This is a genomic window from Pseudomonas beijingensis (assembly GCF_030687295.1).
GTDB lineage: Bacteria > Pseudomonadota > Gammaproteobacteria > Pseudomonadales > Pseudomonadaceae > Aquipseudomonas > Aquipseudomonas beijingensis.
Window position 1 is genome coordinate 2,557,233 of the sequence record NZ_CP117425.1, and the last position, 15,183, is coordinate 2,572,415.

A 15,183-nucleotide genomic window follows, 5' to 3' on the forward strand; every position below is an offset into this window, starting at 1 on the left:
TCCTCAGGCGAACAGGCGGTCGGTGTTGATGAAGCCGCGCTGGTTTTCCGGGCGCGACTGGCAGCAATGCTCGGCGACGCTGGCGTCGGCGTTCATCCAGCTGAGCTTGAGCGGTTGCGGGGCGTAGTGCGGGTTCGGGTCCATAGGGTGTTGCAGTGCGGTCAGCACCACCAGGGTGTCCATCGGTGCATAGAGCTCGATGTAGTCGCCGGCCTGGGAGTTGCCTTCAACGAAATGAAAGCCTCCGGCCTCATCGACATCGACCCGGCTGAACAGGTTGAGGGTCATCAGCAGGTCGGACAGGCCCAGCCCCCATTTGCCCAGTTCCACCAGCAGGTTGTCGGTGCCGTTGCGAAAGAAGCCGTTGCGCAGTTCCTGATAGCGGCCCTGACCGTATTTTTCAGCGACCTCTTCGGCGCAGAGCACGCCGCCGAGGCTGTCGCTCCAGCCGCAAGTGTCGGCGGTGATGGCCGCCAGTACTCGACCCATGTCCGAGTACAGGCAATGGCCGGCGGTGAGCTTGGCGGTGTGTTGGCATTTGAGGCTGTCGGGCAGGTTCAGGCGTTCGGTTTTCTCGTTGGCATTGAGCAGCGTCAGGCTCACGTTGGCCCCGCCGCGCAGGTCGGTCAGGCGCAGCAGTTGGCCGCGCTTGAGCACGAAGGAACGGTGGCCGCCACCGGGCAGCAGCTCTTCGGCGAAGGGGGGGAACATAGAGATCGAATCGGTCATGGCAAAACTCCTTTCAAGCGATACGCAACGTGCCGGCCAGTTCGGCGGGCAGGGCGTCGACGGCGGCACGGATGCGGCGGTCGCTGTTCAATGGAATGTCGTAGGTAATGCGTGCGCCATAGGCGCCGGGGGCGTGGGGATCGACACGGACTTTGTCGAACACCAGCAGGCGCGTGCCGAGGCTGAAACCTTCGGACAGGTCATGGGTGACCATGAACACCGTCAGCCGGGTTTCGCGCCACAGCTCAAGCAACAAGGCGTGCATGTCTTTGCGAATGCCCGGGTCGAGGGCGCCAAAGGGCTCGTCCAGCAGCAGGACACGGGGCTTCATGATCAGTGCCTGAGCGATGGCCAGTCGCTGTTGCATGCCCCCGGACAGTTGCGCCGGGTATTTGTCCAGCGCATGGCCCAGGCCGACCTTATCCAGCAGTTGGGCGGCTTCTTCGCGGGTCTGGCGCTTGGCATTGCCGAACAGCCGTCCCAGCAGCGGCGAGCGCGGCAACTCAAGGCCCAGGGCGACGTTGTCCAGAACCGTCAGGTGCGGGAACACCGAGTAGCGCTGGAACACCACGCCCCGGCTGGCATCCGGCTCGCCGGCCAAGGGTTCACCGTCCAGCAGAATCTGTCCGCGACTGGCGCGTTCCTGGCCCAGCAGCAATCGCAGGAAGGTTGACTTGCCGCAACCCGACGCCCCCACCAGTGTGCAGAACTCACCCTCGGCGACCCTCAGGTTCAAACGCTCCAGTACCACCTGATCGGCATACTGTTGCCAGACATTGTTCACGGTGATGAAGCTCATGCCTTCGCCCCCTCGTACCAGGGGAACGCTCGGCGGGTCAGGCGCTTGAGGCCCCAGTCCATCAGCCAGGCGAGCAGGGTGATCCACATCACGTAGGGCAAGATCACGTCCATCGCTAGGTAACGGCGCACCAGGAAAATCCGATAGCCCAACCCGTCGGTGGAGGCGATGGCTTCGGCCGCGATCAGAAACAACCAGGCAGAACCCAGCATCAGCCGCAGGGAAATCAACAGGCGCGGCAGCAGTGGCGGCAGCACCACCCGCAGTATCAGGGTCCAGGTCGAAGCGCCGAGGGTCTGGGCCTTGATCAGCAGTTCGGACGGAATTTCCCGGGCGCGCTGTTCCAGGTCGCGAGCCAGGCAGGGGGTGATGCCAATCACGATCAGCATCACTTTTGACAGTTCCCCCAGGCCGAAGACGATGAACAGGATCGGCAGGATGGCCAGCGGCGGCACCATCGACACCACGGTGAGCAGCGGCGACAGCGGTGCGCCAAACAGCGGCAACGTACCGGCGGCAATGCCCAGGCACAGCCCGGCCAGGGCGCTGATACCCAAGCCGATGGCCAGCCGCCGCAGACTCGACGCGGTGTCTTGCCAGAGCAGGTAGTCGCCACTGCGGGCGTCCGCGGTGAAGGCCAGGCGCTTGACCGCATCGGCCATTTGCACGGCGCTGGGCAGCAATTTGTCGTTGGGGTTATCCGTCAACCGTTCGGCCGAGCCCATGAAGTAGGCGAACAACACCAGCGCGAATGGCAGGATCACCAGCAACAAGCGGCTGGGACGATCCGGGTAGCGGTTGATCAGGCGCATGCCAGGTCCTCCGGTTTACAGCTTGGCGTCGGCGGCCAGCTGTACGTAGGTCGGGTCAAAGCGCAGCTTGAGGTTGGCCTTGTCGCCGCGGGTCACGCCATTGGCGAACGCCATGCCGACCGCGTTCGTGTCCTTGGCGCCTTCGCCCAACAAGCCGTGCTGGAACGAGAACTCGGCCACCTTGCCCATGGTCGTGGGCAGTTGCTCGCTGGTGGCGAAGCCCAGGGCTTCCTTGGGCGTGGCGAACAGCTTGGTGGTGTCCAGTTGCGCCTGGAAACCTTTGAGGTCGGTGCCCGAGGCTTTGGCCATGTGTTCCAACGCGGCCTGGCTGGCGGCGTTTTTTGCGTTCATCAGCGCCACCACTTCAAACCAGGCACCGGTCAACGCTTTGCCCAGGGCCGGGTTGTCCTGCAGGGTCTGGGTGTTGACCACCATCATGTCCATGATCTCGCCGGGAACCTGGCTGGAATTGAACACTTCGCTCATGCCAGGCTGGGCCTTGATGTCCGAGAGCATTGGGTTCCAGGTGGTGACGGCCTTGACTTGGTCGGTGTTGAAGGCGGCGGAGATATCGGCATCGGAGGTGTTGACGACTTTCAGATCTTTCTCGGTGAGGCCAACCGAATCCAAGGCGCGGGCCAGCAGGTAATGGGACACCGACAATTCCACCAGATTGACGTCCATGCCCTTGAGGTCAGCGACTTTCTTGCCCTCGCCCTTGAGGACGATGCCGTCGTTGCCGTTGGAGAAATCGCTGACGATCAGCGCGGTGCTGTCTACGCCACCGGCGGCGGGAATGGTGAGGGCATCCATGTTGGTCATGGTGCAGCCGTCGAACTGTCCGGCGGTGTATTGGTTGATGGATTCGACGTAGTCGTTGAGCTGCACGACATCGATCTTGATGCCGTACTTTTTTGCCCATTTGTCGACGATGCCTTGGCTACCGGCGTATTCCCAGGGCATCCAGCCGGCGTAAATGGTCCAGCAGACGCTGAAGTGGTCTTTTTGTGCGGCGGCGGATGAGAAGCTCGCGAGGGCCGAGAGTGCGGCGAGGAGCAGGGCAGACAGACGAAGCTTGAACATGGTGGTTCTCCAGTTGATCAAGGGCGGACAGGAGCAACGCGGCACCGCGAACGGTGGCTTGTCTCCCGGGCTTTTGTCCCGCCGTGTAACCTCAACTGGAGGTCGCCAACTCTCGGACCAGCCACTCGCCAGAAGCGAGCCGGAACCCTAGTCAGCCATTGCAAATTGTGGTGCCGCGAACCTGTGATGACTCCTGCACGGAGTTTGTTAAAGCGAGAGCCGTGCCAATTCCGGCAAAGGCCCGGGCCAGAGGGGGCAAGTGTTGGAAAGGGAGGACTAAGGGCGGATTTGTGCTTATTTGTGGTGCCCTCGCGCACCGGAAGAGGGCGACGAGGGACATGTTTCTAGTTGTTGCCAGGTCGCACCAGATTCCGATTTGGCTGTCTGAGTAGTTGTCAGTCACACAACGTTGACTGCCGCCCATCAGCGTCGCTGATGTGGCCCATCCGCGGTCCAGGAGGCCGCCATGTATCGACGACTGCTGCTCATTGCGTTTCTCGGTTTGACTCTTTCGGCCTGCGTGCCTTATTACGACGGAGATTCGAGCTACTACCGTTCCGAGGTCTACACCTCACCGGCACCGGTCTATTACGGTGGTGGGAGTTATTATTCGGCACCGCGTGGTTATTACGCCCCGCGGTACTACCAATCGGCGCCCCGCTATTACTCGGCACCGCGTTACTACCAGCAAGGCCCACGCTATTACTCGCCACCGCGAGCGGCGTATCGACCTTACCCACACCGGGGCGGCTGGGACGGCCATAACCGGGGCGGCTGGAATGACGACCGACGTGGTCGAGGCGGGCGTGATCATCGGGGACGCGGCGATCATGACCGTGGACGCGGCAATCACGATGGACGGGGCCACCACCGCTGATCTCTGGGCAGAAAAAAAGCGGCGCATTGAGCGCCGTTTTTTTATGCCTGTAATAAACCCGATAGGACAACGCTTGTGGGAGCAAAGCTTGCTCGCGATAGCGGTATGCCAGTCACCGGGAGGCTGACTGATACCCTGTCATCGCGAGCAAGCTTTGCTCCCACAGATGGCACTCTCCAGAATGTCACCCAGATCTTTACTCGTTGGACAGATCCGCCAATGGATGCCGGCCTTCCCAGGCCTTGTGAAAGTGCGCCTCGACCGCCGCTTCAGGCACATGGTTGATGTCCGGCCAGTGCCAGCGCGGTTTGTGATCCTTGTCGATCAATCGCGCCCGCACGCCTTCGCTGAACTCCGGATGACGGCAGCAGTTGAGGCTCAGGGTGTATTCCATCCGGAACACACCGGCCAAAGACAAATGTCGGGCCCGGGCGATCTGTTCCCAGACCAGATGAGCGGTCAACGGTGAGCCTTCGGTCATGGTCTTGGCGGCGCGGGCGATCAGTGGATCAGGGTGATCCACCAGCAGGCTGAGGGCTTTCCAGGCGCAGCGCACATCGCTGACATCCAACCACTCATCGATTTTCGGCCGCCGCGGCAGCCATTGGGCTTCGGGCAGTTGGGCGATGGCTTCCTGCTGCAGAGCCTTGAGCAAGCTGTTGAGCTGCATCTCGGTCTGCTCCTGCCAGTTGAGCTGCAGCAGGCCTTCGATCAGGTCGTCTTGTTGTTCATCCAGCAAAAAACGGTCGGCCAGGCCCAGGTCGATGGCGTCCCGGGCATTCATATGGGCACCGGTCAGGCCGAGAAACAGCCCGAGCTTGCCGGGCAGGCGTGACAAGAACCAACTGGCGCCGACATCCGGGTACAGGCCGATGCTGATTTCCGGCATGGCCAGGCGGCTGCTGGGCGTGACGATGCGGGTACTGGCGCCTTGCAGCAGCCCCATGCCACCGCCCAGTACATAACCGTGGCCCCAGCACAGCAAGGGCTTGGGGTAGGTGTGCAGGTTAAAGTCCAAGCGGTATTCGGCCGCGAAGAATTGTGCCGCCAACGGCGGTACCTCGCCGGGATGAGCGCGGCAGGCCTCCACCAGGCTGCGCACTTCACCGCCGGCGCAGAAGGCCTTGGCGCCATTGCCGCGCAACAGCACACAAACGACCTGCGGCTCCCTGGCCCAGGCATCGAGGCGATCACGCAAGGCGTTGATCATGGGCAGGGAAAGAGCGTTCAGGGATTTTTCGGCGTCCAGGGTGGCGATGCCGATACGGGCACCGTCGATGCCGGTGAGTTCTTCGAAGTGCAGATTCATCGTGACCTCGATCAGAAATTTGAATGTTCAGTATGACCGCTGCGTAGGAAAGTGCCGGTTCTGCGTCAGATCAATTGACAAGCCCTGTAGGCTTTCCTAGGGTGCGCCCATTGTTTTTACCGGATGCAACCATGACTGCTGACGACCGTATCAAACTCGAACCGAGCTGGAAGCAGGCACTGCGTGCCGAGTTCGACCAGCCCTACATGGCGGAGTTGCGTGAGTTCCTGCGCAGTGAATACGCCGCCGGCAAGGAGATCTATCCGCCGGCTCCACTGATTTTCAACGCCCTCAATTCCACGCCGCTGGATAAGGTCAAGGTGGTGATTCTCGGCCAAGACCCGTACCACGGTCCAGGCCAGGCCCATGGCTTGTGCTTCTCGGTACAGCCGGGCGTGCCGACACCGCCGTCCCTGGTCAACATCTACAAGGAATTGAAGCGCGATTTGAACATCGATATCCCGAATCACGGCTACCTGCAGAGCTGGGCCGACCAGGGCGTATTGCTGCTCAACACGACCCTGACCGTGGAGCGCGCCAATGCCAACGCCCATGCCAAAAAAGGTTGGCAGCATTTTACTGACAGGATCATTGAAGTCGTCAGCGAACACCAGCCGCACTTGGTGTTCCTGTTGTGGGGCGCCCATGCCCAGAGCAAGCAGAAGCTGATCGATGCGACCAAGCATTTGGTGCTGACTTCGGTCCACCCGTCACCGCTGTCGGCCCACCGAGGTTTCATCGGCTGCGGGCATTTCAGCCGGACCAACAAGTTTCTCCAGCAGCAGGGCGAGACGCCGATCGAGTGGCGGTTGCCGCCGGTTTGATGCGCTAGTCGGGCTGGCCCCATCGCGAGCAAGCTCGCTCCCACATTGATCTTCAGTGGTTACCCGATTTTTGTACGCCGCAAATCCCCTGTGGGAGCGGGCTTGCTCGCGAAAGCGGTGGACCAGCGGCGGTGATGTTGAATGTGCCGGTGCCTTCGCGAGCAAGCTCGCTCCCACATTGATCTTCAGTGGCCACCCGATTTTTGTACGCCGCAAATCCCCTGTGGGAGCGAGCTTGCTCGCGATGAAGGCAACTCGGTTTAAGCGTTTGAACCCGGCCTGCGCGTCCAATACCTGAACAACGGCTCCGCCAGAAACAGCACGAACAGCAACCGCATCACCTGCAACGCCGTCACCAACGGCACCGACAGTTGCAGCGTCTCCGCCGTCAGGCTCATTTCCGCGATGCCGCCGGGCATCATGCCCAGCGTCAACGAACGCAGATCCAGATGGGTCAAGGTGCTCAAGCCTAGGGCTGCAAGCGTGGCAATCAGCATCGTCAACACCGTGCCAACCAACGTGCGGCCCATGAACGACGGTGCCCGACGAAAGAACTGCCGGTTGAAATGACAACCCAACCCGCTGCCGATCAGCCATTGGCCGATCTGGCTGGCGCCGTTCGGCAGGCCAATGTGCAGGTCCCAACCGATGCTGACCGCCGCACTCACCAGCAACGGCCCGAACAACCAGGGATTGGGTTGGCGCAAGCGCTCCCAGACCCAGGCGAGCAGGGCGCCCGCCGGAAACAGGAGCGCCAGCCACAGCCAGTCCACCGTCGTGGCGTGTTGCACCGGCGCACCTTCGCCCAACAGATACTTGAACGCCGCCGGCACGCACAGCACCACCACCAGCACCCGCAGGCTCTGACCCGCCGCGACACGGCTGAGGTCCGCGCCGTTGCGGGCACCGAGGTTGACCATTTCGCCGGAACCGCCCGGCATGCTCGAGAAAAACGCGGTAGCGCGGTCCTCGCCGGTGCGACGCATCAGCCAGACACTCACTACGCTGGACACGCTGGTGATCAGCGCGCCGAAGAAAATCAGGCCGAAGTGGCTCAGGACCTGCTCCATCACCACGGGGGTGAAGTGCAGGCCGATGCCGATGCCCACCACCCATTGGCCGCATTTACGGCCGCCGGGGATTTCCATCAGTTGCCACGGCGTAAGACAGCGCACCAGGATGATCGCCAGCAACGAGCCGACCATCCAGGGCAAAGGCCAGCCGATCAGGCTGGCCAGGTAACCGCCGGCCAGGCCGACCAGCGGTGTTCCCCACCAATGTCTGAAGGTCGCCTCAGACATTGGCCAGGGCACGACGCTGAGCACTGCGACGACGCCAGATGCGCAGCAGAGGAAGGAGCAACATGATCGCCGTCAGGATCCAGCAGCCGAAGGTGATCGGGCTCGACCAGAGGATCTCCAGCGCACCGTTGGAGATCGACAGCGCACGCCGTAGGTTCTGCTCCATCAGCCCACCGAGGATGAAGCCCAGCAGCACAGGCGACAGCGGGAAGTCCAACTTGCGCAGGATGTAGCCGAAGATACCGATGCCGATCATCAGGAACAGGTCGAAGGTGGTGGCATGCACCGCATAGACACCGATCCCGGTGATGATCGCGATGACTGGCACCAATGCCCAGTTCGGCACCGCCAGGATGCGGGTGAAGACACGGATCATCGGAATGTTGAGGATCACCAGCATGATGTTGGCGACGAACAACGACGCGATCAGGCCCCAGACGATGTCCGGCTGTTGCTGGAACAGCAGGGGACCGGGAGTGATGTTGTACAGCGACAGCGCGCCGATCATTACCGCCGTGGTGCCCGAGCCGGGAACGCCGAGGGTCAGCATCGGCACGAGTGCGCCGCAGGCTGCGCCGCCGATGGCGGTTTCCGGCGCCGCTAGACCACGCTTGTCGCCCTGGCCGAACGTGCCACTGGTGCCGGCGATGCGTTTTTCAGTCATGTAGGCCACGGCACTGGCCAGGGTTGCGCCCGCGCCAGGCAATACGCCCATGATGAAACCGAGCACGCCACAGCGGATGTTCACCCAGAACACCGAGGCCGCTTCCTTGATGTTGAACATCATCCGCCCGGTGGCTTCCACCGCTTCCTGGCCGCGATGGGTTTTCTCCAGCAGCAACAGGATTTCACTGATGGAGAACAAGCCCAGCACCAGCACGACGAACTGAATCCCGTCGGTCAGGTGGATGTTGTCACCGGTAAAGCGGTAGACGCCGCTGTTGGCATCGATCCCGACACTGGACAGGAACAGGCCGATCAGCGCCGCGATGAACGTCTTGAGCGGTCGGTCGCCGGCCATGCCGCCGAGACAGACAATGGCGAACACCATCAGGACGAAGTATTCCGCCGGCCCGAACGCAATCGCCCATTTGGCCAGCAGCGGTGCGAACAACACCATGCCGCAGGTGGCGATGAACGCGCCGATGAACGAACTCCACGCTGACAGCGACAACGCCACCCCGGCCAGGCCCTGACGGGCCATCGGGTAGCCGTCGAGGGTGGTCATCACGGTGGAGGCTTCACCGGGGATGTTGAGCAGGATCTGATGCGTCCGCCGTATTCGCAACCCAGGTACACCGCCGCCAGCAGAATCAGCGCCGATTCCGGCGGCAGCCCCAGCGCGAAGGCGATCGGGATCAGCAGCGCCACGCCGTTGATCGGGCCCAGGCCCGGCAGCAGGCCGACCACGGTGCCGATCAGGGTGCCGGTCAGTGCCGTGACGAGGTTGTAGGGGGTCAGTGCAACGCCAAAACCCTGGCCGAGATAATTCAGGGTATCCATATCAATTCTCCCAGGACGTCGAGCAGGCCCAGGGGCAGCGGCACGTCCATCAGCTTGTCGAACAACAGATAAAGACCGATGGCCATCAGGCTGATGATCACCACGCTCGGTACCCAGCGACCGCCATACAGGCGCGCCATCGGCACACCGATCAGGATGCTGGCGACGATGAAGCCCAGGGGTTCGAAGGTCCCGGCGAAGACCAGCAACAGCACCACGCAAATGCCGATCTTCTGCAGGGTTTCGCGGTCCAGTTGCGGGTCGTCGTCGCTGTGCACGACGGGCGTAGGGCGAAACAGCATGTACAGCAGCGCCAGGCCCATCAGTCCCAGGATCAATAATGGAAAGGCGCGCGGGCCGACCGGTTCATAGGAAAAGGCGGCCTGATACGGCCAGGCCATCAGCGCCAGGCCGATACAAACCAGCAGCAGCACCGCGGCAAAAATACGTTGGATGGTGAGCATGACTAACTCCTGGGCGGCGCGGACAGTACCAGCGCCGCCGCGAGAACAGAGACGGTTACTGGATCAGGCCGAACTCTTTGGCCAGCACCTTGTAATCAGCCACTTGCTTCTTCACGTAGGTGTCCAGTTCCGGGCCGGTCATGGCGAACGGGAACAGCTCGCGCTGGTCACGCAGCTTGGCGAACTCTTCGGAAGCCAGCAGTTTGTCGAAGGCGTCTTTCCACCAGGCGTAGTCTTCATCGCTGACCTTCGGCCCGAGATAGAAGCCGCGAACCACCGGCCAGAGGATGTCGTAGCCTTGTTCACGGGCCGTCGGAATGTCTTTCATTTCCGGCTCGTCCAGGCGTTTATCGGAGAACACCGCCAACAGGCGCATGTCACCACTCTGGATGTGCGGCATGGAGTCGGAGATGTCGGTACTGCCCACTTGGATATGGCCACCGAGCAGGGCCGTGGCGATTTCACCGCCGCCTTCAAGCGCCACGTAGCGCAGTTTGCGCGGATCGATGCCTGCAGCCTTGGCGATCAACGCGGTTTGCATCCAGTCCTGGCTGCCCACGGTGCCACCGGAACCGATTACCACGGAGCCCGGATCTTTCTTCAGGGCCTGTACCAGGTCATCGAGATTCTTGTAGGGCGAGTCGCTCTTCACTGCAATGGCACCATAGCTGGTGCCAACGGCGGCCAGCCAGCGCACGGCGTTTTCATCGAAGCGGCCGAACTTGCCTTGGGCCAGGTTCAACAACGAACCGCTGGACCAGGCCACCAGAGTGCCGGCATCGGCCGGGCGCTGTGCAACCACTGCGTTGTAGGCCACCGCGCCGACGCCGCCAGGCATGTACGTCACGCGCATGGGTTTGGTCAGCAGCTTCTGGTTGACCAGTGCGCTTTGCACCAGTTTGCATGTCAGGTCGAAACCGCCGCCCGGGGCGGCCGGGGCGATGCATTCGGGACGCTTGGGTTCTTTGGATGGATCAGCGGCGAGCAACTGCCCGGCGAACATCAGGCATCCGGCTGCCAAGGCTACTTTACGCAGTGATAGATTCATTATCGTCTCCACAGGAGTTGTTGTTGTGTGTGGTGAAATTTGTCGTTGACGGATTCCCGCCCCCGGTCATCGCTGATGATCGGCGCAGGTCGTTATCGGAATTGAATGCGTGGTGGCACCGCCCAGGGCGGTCTGATTGAAGCGAGAAGGGCGAGCAGGCGCTGGGGCCTGGAGCTGCATGGACGGCATGGTGAATACTCCGCTTTTAATTTTCTTATAGGGCGAAAACGCTTCGAGGCATTTTTCGTTCGCGATGGGGCGTCGCGGCGGGCAGTCGAAACTATCCGTAAAGGGACTCTAATGGCCCAACCTTTCGCTAACCTTTCAAAAGCTTTCAAAATGTTTTTTGCCTCCACAGCGACGGATGCGGCTGTAAACTCCGCGCCAAAGAATGGCGTCGACCATCCCTGAATCGAGGAATAACCCATGCGTGTTCTGCTCGTCGAAGACCATCTGCAGCTCGCCGAAAGCGTTGCCCAAGCGCTCAAGAGCACCGGTTTGACCGTGGACGTGCTGCACGACGGTGTCGCGGCCGACCTGGCCTTGAGCAGCGAGGAATACGCTGTGGCGGTGCTCGATGTCGGGCTGCCGCGCATGGACGGTTTCGAGGTGCTGGCGCGCCTGCGGGCGCGCGGCAAGACCTTGCCAGTGCTGATGTTGACCGCCCGCAGCGACGTCAAGGACCGCGTCCATGGCCTCAACCTCGGTGCCGACGATTACCTGGCCAAGCCATTCGAGCTCACTGAACTGGAGGCCCGGGTCAAGGCCCTATTGCGCCGTAGCGTACTGGGCGGTGAGCGCCAGCAGCGATGTGGTGGACTGGTCTATGACCTGGACACCCGCCGCTTCACCCTCGACGATGAATTGCTGACCCTGACATCCCGCGAGCAAGCCGTGCTGGAAGCGTTGATTGCCCGACCCGGACGGGTGATGAGCAAGGAACAACTGGCGGCCCAGGTGTTCGGCCTGGACGAAGAAGCCAGCCCCGACGCCATCGAAATCTACGTCCACCGCCTGCGCAAGAAACTCGACGGCCATGCGGTGGCGATCGTGACGTTCCGCGGCTTGGGCTACCTGCTGGAAAACCGCAATGCATAAGCCCCGACAGCCTGCGCTGGCGGCTGCTTCGGAACTTGGCACTGCTGCTGGTGGTATTGATGCTTGCAAGCGGTTTGAGCGCCTATTGGAACGGTCGCGAGGCTGCCGACACTGCCTACGATCGGACCCTGCTGGCCTCGGCCCGGACCATCGCCGCGGGCTTGTCCCAGCGCGACGGTAGCCTCAGCGCGGATGTGCCCTACGTGGCCCTGGACACCTTTGCCTACGACAGCGCCGGACGCATTTATTACCAAGTCAATGACATCGACAAGAAGTTGATTTCCGGTTACGAAAACCTCCCCGGTCCGCCCCCGGGAACGCCACGCACGGATGATTACCCCGCCCTGGCGCGCTTCTACAACGCCCAATATCAGGGGCAGAACGTGCGGGTGGTAAGCCTGCTCAAGGCGGTCAGCGAGCCGAACATGAACGGCATGGCGGAAATTCGCGTGGCAGAGACCGAAGAGGCGCGGGTCAGCATGGCCCGCGGGCTGATGGCCGACACGCTGTTGCGCCTGGGCATGCTGGCCGTGGGCGCGCTGCTGTTGGTGTGGTTTGCGGTCAGTGCGGCGTTGCGCCCGTTGGAGCGCTTGCGCACGGCGGTGGAGGAGCGCCAGCCGGACGATCTGCGGCCGCTGCCGTTGGTGGAGGTGCAACACGAATTATGGCCGTTGGTGCGGGCCCTCAACCATTTCACCGAGCGTCTGCGCGGGCAGTTCGAACGCCAGGCGCAGTTCATTGCCGATGCCGCCCATGAACTGCGCACGCCCTTGGCCGCGCTCAAGGCGCGCCTGGAGCTGGGCTTGCGTGCCAGCGAGCCGGCGACCTGGCGTGAAACCCTGGAAACCGCGGCCCAGGGGACCGATCGATTGACTCACCTGGCCAACCAGTTGCTGTCCCTGGCGCGAGTGGAAAATGGTGCCCGGGCGATTGCCGAAGGCGGCGCGCAGTTGCTTGACCTCAGTCAGTTGGCCCGAGAGTTGGGCATGGCCATGGCCCCGCTGGCCCATGCCCGAGGCGTGGCGCTGGCCCTGGAAGCCGACGAGCCGGTATGGCTGCGGGGCGAGCCGACCTTGTTGAACGAGCTGTTGAGCAATCTGGTGGACAACGCCCTGGCCCATACCCCATCGGGCGGCAATGTGATCCTGCGGGTGTCTGCACCGGCCGTGCTGGAGGTCGAGGACGATGGGCCCGGCATTCCCTTGCATGAACGCGACCGGGTGTTCGAGCGGTTCTATCGACGCAACCAGCAAGTGGCCGGTTCGGGACTGGGGTTGGCGATCGTCGGCGAAATCTGCCGCGCTCATCTGGCGCAGATCACTTTGCACGACGGGGAGGTGCGCGGGTTGAAGGTGCGGGTGAGTTTTATTCCAGGCGCAGACTGATTCTGTGGGAGCAAGGCTTGCCCGCGATGATGGCGACACGGTCTTTATACGAGGCGCCTGTTTCGCGAGCAAGCTTTGCTCCCACAAATCCTGTTGCCACAGGTCGCAGATTCAGGCCTGACTACGAGTTCGTAGGTGTCCGACCTGCTTAATAGAACATCGACCGCGCTTCTTCAATATCCGCGCAGCGGGCCTTGTTCTCCGGGTCGATGCCCAGTTTCTTGAAGGCCGGGACGCTGAATACGTCAATCTTGCTCAGAGGATGGTCGGTGTCCTTGTAGCAATACAGCGCCGCGACCTGCACCAGGTCGACATAATCGATTTGCTTCGAGTCCCGGTTGAAATCCAGATACAACCCCGGCAGCTTCACCAACCGCTCCGGAAACTCCCAGACACTGAGTAACTTGTCTCCCAGTATCGGGTGAATCGTCTCGATGACGTGGTTGAGGCTGACCGGGTCCGACAGCAACTCATTGTTGTCCTGTGCATACGTGAGGATCGGCAGCACGCCGATCTGATGCACCAGCCCACCCAATGCGGCCTGGTCGGGCTTGAGTTGGGTGTAGCCACGACACAATGCATAGCTGACGCCGGCGATCTCCAGGCTTTTGCGCCAGACTTCGCGCATCTTCAGTTCCACCACTTCGGAGCGGGCGTGGAAAATCTGCTCCATTACCAGACCAATGGCCAGATTGCTGCTGTAGTTGACGCCCAGTCGAGTGATGGCTGTGTGCAGGTCAGTGACTTCCTGGGTGGCGCGCAGCAGCGGGCTGTTGACCACTTTTATCAGGCGTGCCGAGAGGGCCGTATCGCGGCCGATCACTTTGCTCAGGTTACTGACACTGATTTCCGGGTCTTCGGCGGCCCGGCGAATCTGCATGGCCACTTCCGGTAATGTTGGCAGAACCAAGTCATCGTTATCGATGGCCTGCACCAAATCCCGTTGGACCTTATCCGCCAAATCGCTCATTTCGGTTCTCTAGGGTGTTGCGACAAATGCTGCGATCAGCGCTGGATTTCGCGGTCGCGGTCCAGTTCGTAAGGCAGGTCCAACAATTGAAGGCGAGGGCCTTCCAAGGCACCGAGGTGCAAATTGTCGTCTTCTGCTGCTTCGGCCTGCAATACCGCCAGCAGTTCAATGTTTCCCTCGCCACGAGCGGCAATCACCACTTCGCCGATGGAACTGCCGTGCGTGGGGGAGAACAGCGCCGTGCCGGGTTCCGGCAGTTCGCTGGCGTCCAGCCGTAGACGATACAGGCGGCGCTTGAGCTTGCCCAAGTATTGCATACGGGCAACGATTTCCTGCCCGGTGTAGCAGCCTTTCTTGAAACTGACGCCGCCGACGGCTTGCAGGTTGAGCATCTGTGGAATGAACAGTTCGCGGGTGGCCGGCATGACCTGGCCGATCCCGGCACGGATCTGGCCCAGCAGCCAGGGGTTCAGGTCTGCCTCGGCCAGTTCTGCGCCCAGGCGGGTCCGCAGTGCCTGTGCCTGTTCAGCGGGTGCCCACAACTCGGCGCGGTCGGGAGACACACGGATGGCGATCAAGGCTTCATGGCGCGCCACGCTGTCGGTGTCGCTCGGCAGTTCGAGGCCCAGGCCGGCCAAGGTCTTGTCGGCGTTTTTCCAGGCCGAAGCGAACCCAGGCTGCGCTTTCGTCGGTGAGCTTGGATTTGGAGAACACGGCATATTTTTTCAGGTCCGCCAGTTGCGGTTCGAGCAGTTCGGTGGCCATGGCCATCAATACACCATCGCCTTGGAGCAGGATGCGGAAACTCGATTGCATCCGGCCTTTCTGCGTGCAGCGGGCGCCGAGGCTGGCTCGGCTGTCGTTCAGGTACTCGAGGTTGCAAGTCAATTGGCCTTGCAGGAATTTGCTGGCATCCACGCCGCGGACCGCGAGGACGCCTTCGTGGGACAGGGTGCAGAAAAAAGCGAAATCAGCCATGGG

13 protein-coding genes, 2 pseudogenes and 1 riboswitch are annotated in these 15,183 nt (G+C 61.9%); of the genes and pseudogenes, 4 read left to right on the forward strand and 11 right to left on the reverse strand.

Translation table 11 applies throughout. The features are described from left to right. Positions 1 to 3 precede the first annotated feature (3 nt). Genes PSH84_RS11610 through PSH84_RS11625 form a run of 4 tightly spaced genes read right to left on the reverse strand, consistent with a single transcriptional unit; the run spans position 4 to position 3,423 of the window. Positions 4 to 729 carry an urea amidolyase associated protein UAAP1 gene (locus PSH84_RS11610; RefSeq protein ID WP_305482942.1) on the reverse strand — a complete coding sequence of 242 codons (726 nt, stop codon included), beginning with the start codon at positions 727 to 729 and terminating at the stop codon, positions 4 to 6. A 13-nt stretch (positions 730 to 742) separates the two neighbouring features. Next, positions 743 to 1,528 (reverse strand): ABC transporter ATP-binding protein, encoded by a 786-nt coding sequence (locus PSH84_RS11615; RefSeq protein ID WP_122566058.1) that lies wholly within the window; start codon positions 1,526 to 1,528, stop codon positions 743 to 745. Continuing rightward, a complete protein-coding gene (locus PSH84_RS11620) occupies positions 1,525 to 2,340 on the reverse strand; it encodes an ABC transporter permease (protein ID WP_305482944.1) in 816 nt (271 codons plus the stop codon). Before PSH84_RS11620 ends, PSH84_RS11615 begins: the two co-directional genes overlap by 4 nt. 15 nt (positions 2,341 to 2,355) lie before the next feature. Then, positions 2,356 to 3,423: a putative urea ABC transporter substrate-binding protein gene (locus PSH84_RS11625; RefSeq protein ID WP_305470115.1), complete on the reverse strand. Its 1,068-nt coding sequence runs from the start codon at positions 3,421 to 3,423 to the stop codon at positions 2,356 to 2,358. 60 nt (positions 3,424 to 3,483) lie between these two features. Continuing rightward, positions 3,484 to 3,585: riboswitch (guanidine-I (ykkC/yxkD leader) on the reverse strand. Positions 3,586 to 3,889: 304 nt separating this feature from the next. On the opposite strand from PSH84_RS11625, the gene PSH84_RS11630 reads away from it, so the two are divergent. After that, entirely contained in the window at positions 3,890 to 4,300 is a 411-nt protein-coding gene (locus tag PSH84_RS11630; protein WP_122566061.1) for a hypothetical protein, read from the forward strand. A gap of 196 nt (positions 4,301 to 4,496) precedes the next feature. Here the strand turns inward: PSH84_RS11630 and dspII are convergent, their stop codons facing one another. Beyond that, on the reverse strand, positions 4,497 to 5,609 hold the full coding sequence (gene dspII / locus PSH84_RS11635; protein WP_072409938.1) for an enoyl-CoA hydratase/isomerase DspII: 1,113 nt from the start codon (positions 5,607 to 5,609) through the stop codon (positions 4,497 to 4,499). Between the two features lie 131 nt (positions 5,610 to 5,740). Between dspII and ung the strand changes: the two genes are divergently transcribed. Further along, positions 5,741 to 6,433 (forward strand): uracil-DNA glycosylase, encoded by a 693-nt coding sequence (ung, locus tag PSH84_RS11640; protein ID WP_305482946.1) that lies wholly within the window; start codon positions 5,741 to 5,743, stop codon positions 6,431 to 6,433. 260 nt (positions 6,434 to 6,693) lie between these two features. Here the strand turns inward: ung and PSH84_RS11645 are convergent, their stop codons facing one another. The 4 genes and pseudogenes from PSH84_RS11645 to PSH84_RS11660 form a co-directional block, all read right to left on the reverse strand. Then, a complete protein-coding gene (locus PSH84_RS11645) occupies positions 6,694 to 7,734 on the reverse strand; it encodes an AbrB family transcriptional regulator (protein WP_122566063.1) in 1,041 nt (346 codons plus the stop codon). Continuing rightward, a pseudogene (locus PSH84_RS11650) lies at positions 7,727 to 9,237 on the reverse strand (tripartite tricarboxylate transporter permease). The gene PSH84_RS11645 and the pseudogene PSH84_RS11650 overlap by 8 nt, the downstream one beginning before the upstream one ends. Further along, the gene (locus PSH84_RS11655) at positions 9,225 to 9,701 is read right to left on the reverse strand and encodes a tripartite tricarboxylate transporter TctB family protein (protein WP_305482948.1); all 477 of its coding nucleotides are present in this window, start codon (positions 9,699 to 9,701) and stop codon (positions 9,225 to 9,227) included. The pseudogene PSH84_RS11650 and the gene PSH84_RS11655 overlap by 13 nt, the downstream one beginning before the upstream one ends. Before the next feature lie 55 nt (positions 9,702 to 9,756). Then, entirely contained in the window at positions 9,757 to 10,749 is a 993-nt protein-coding gene (locus tag PSH84_RS11660; protein WP_122566066.1) for a Bug family tripartite tricarboxylate transporter substrate binding protein, read from the reverse strand. A 426-nt stretch (positions 10,750 to 11,175) separates the two neighbouring features. Here PSH84_RS11660 and PSH84_RS11665 point away from each other — a divergent pair, with 426 nt between their 5' ends. Together PSH84_RS11665 and PSH84_RS11670 are read left to right on the forward strand one after the other, a co-directional pair. Further along, positions 11,176 to 11,847 carry a response regulator gene (locus tag PSH84_RS11665; protein ID WP_003198779.1) on the forward strand — a complete coding sequence of 224 codons (672 nt, stop codon included), beginning with the start codon at positions 11,176 to 11,178 and terminating at the stop codon, positions 11,845 to 11,847. After that, positions 11,844 to 13,232, forward strand: coding sequence for a sensor histidine kinase (locus PSH84_RS11670; RefSeq protein ID WP_305483166.1), 1,389 nt, complete (start codon positions 11,844 to 11,846; stop codon positions 13,230 to 13,232). The genes PSH84_RS11665 and PSH84_RS11670 overlap by 4 nt, the downstream gene beginning before the upstream one ends. Before the next feature lie 148 nt (positions 13,233 to 13,380). Here PSH84_RS11670 and PSH84_RS11675 read toward each other — a convergent pair whose 3' ends face one another. Both PSH84_RS11675 and ygfZ read right to left on the reverse strand, forming a co-directional pair. Further along, complete coding sequence (locus tag PSH84_RS11675; RefSeq protein WP_122566068.1) at positions 13,381 to 14,202, reverse strand: HDOD domain-containing protein; 822 nt, start codon at positions 14,200 to 14,202, stop codon at positions 13,381 to 13,383. A gap of 35 nt (positions 14,203 to 14,237) precedes the next feature. Further along, positions 14,238 to 15,180 (reverse strand): annotated as a pseudogene (gene ygfZ, locus PSH84_RS11680) (CAF17-like 4Fe-4S cluster assembly/insertion protein YgfZ). Positions 15,181 to 15,183 lie beyond the last annotated feature (3 nt).

Excerpts from the sequence above, each read along its gene's own strand:
- PSH84_RS11660 (WP_122566066.1), bottom strand. The coding sequence starts at position 10,749 with ATGAATCTATCACTGCGTAAAGTAGCCTTGGCAGCCGGATGCCTGATG.
- PSH84_RS11615 (WP_122566058.1), bottom strand. The coding sequence starts at position 1,528 with ATGAGCTTCATCACCGTGAACAATGTCTGGCAACAGTATGCCGATCAG.
- PSH84_RS11665 (WP_003198779.1), top strand. The coding sequence starts at position 11,176 with ATGCGTGTTCTGCTCGTCGAAGACCATCTGCAGCTCGCCGAAAGCGTT.
- dspII (WP_072409938.1), bottom strand. The coding sequence starts at position 5,609 with ATGAATCTGCACTTCGAAGAACTCACCGGCATCGACGGTGCCCGTATC.
- PSH84_RS11625 (WP_305470115.1), bottom strand. The coding sequence starts at position 3,423 with ATGTTCAAGCTTCGTCTGTCTGCCCTGCTCCTCGCCGCACTCTCGGCC.
- PSH84_RS11630 (WP_122566061.1), top strand. The coding sequence starts at position 3,890 with ATGTATCGACGACTGCTGCTCATTGCGTTTCTCGGTTTGACTCTTTCG.
- PSH84_RS11675 (WP_122566068.1), bottom strand. The coding sequence starts at position 14,202 with ATGAGCGATTTGGCGGATAAGGTCCAACGGGATTTGGTGCAGGCCATC.
- PSH84_RS11645 (WP_122566063.1), bottom strand. The coding sequence starts at position 7,734 with ATGTCTGAGGCGACCTTCAGACATTGGTGGGGAACACCGCTGGTCGGC.
- PSH84_RS11655 (WP_305482948.1), bottom strand. The coding sequence starts at position 9,701 with ATGCTCACCATCCAACGTATTTTTGCCGCGGTGCTGCTGCTGGTTTGT.
- PSH84_RS11620 (WP_305482944.1), bottom strand. The coding sequence starts at position 2,340 with ATGCGCCTGATCAACCGCTACCCGGATCGTCCCAGCCGCTTGTTGCTG.
- ung (WP_305482946.1), top strand. The coding sequence starts at position 5,741 with ATGACTGCTGACGACCGTATCAAACTCGAACCGAGCTGGAAGCAGGCA.
- PSH84_RS11610 (WP_305482942.1), bottom strand. The coding sequence starts at position 729 with ATGACCGATTCGATCTCTATGTTCCCCCCCTTCGCCGAAGAGCTGCTG.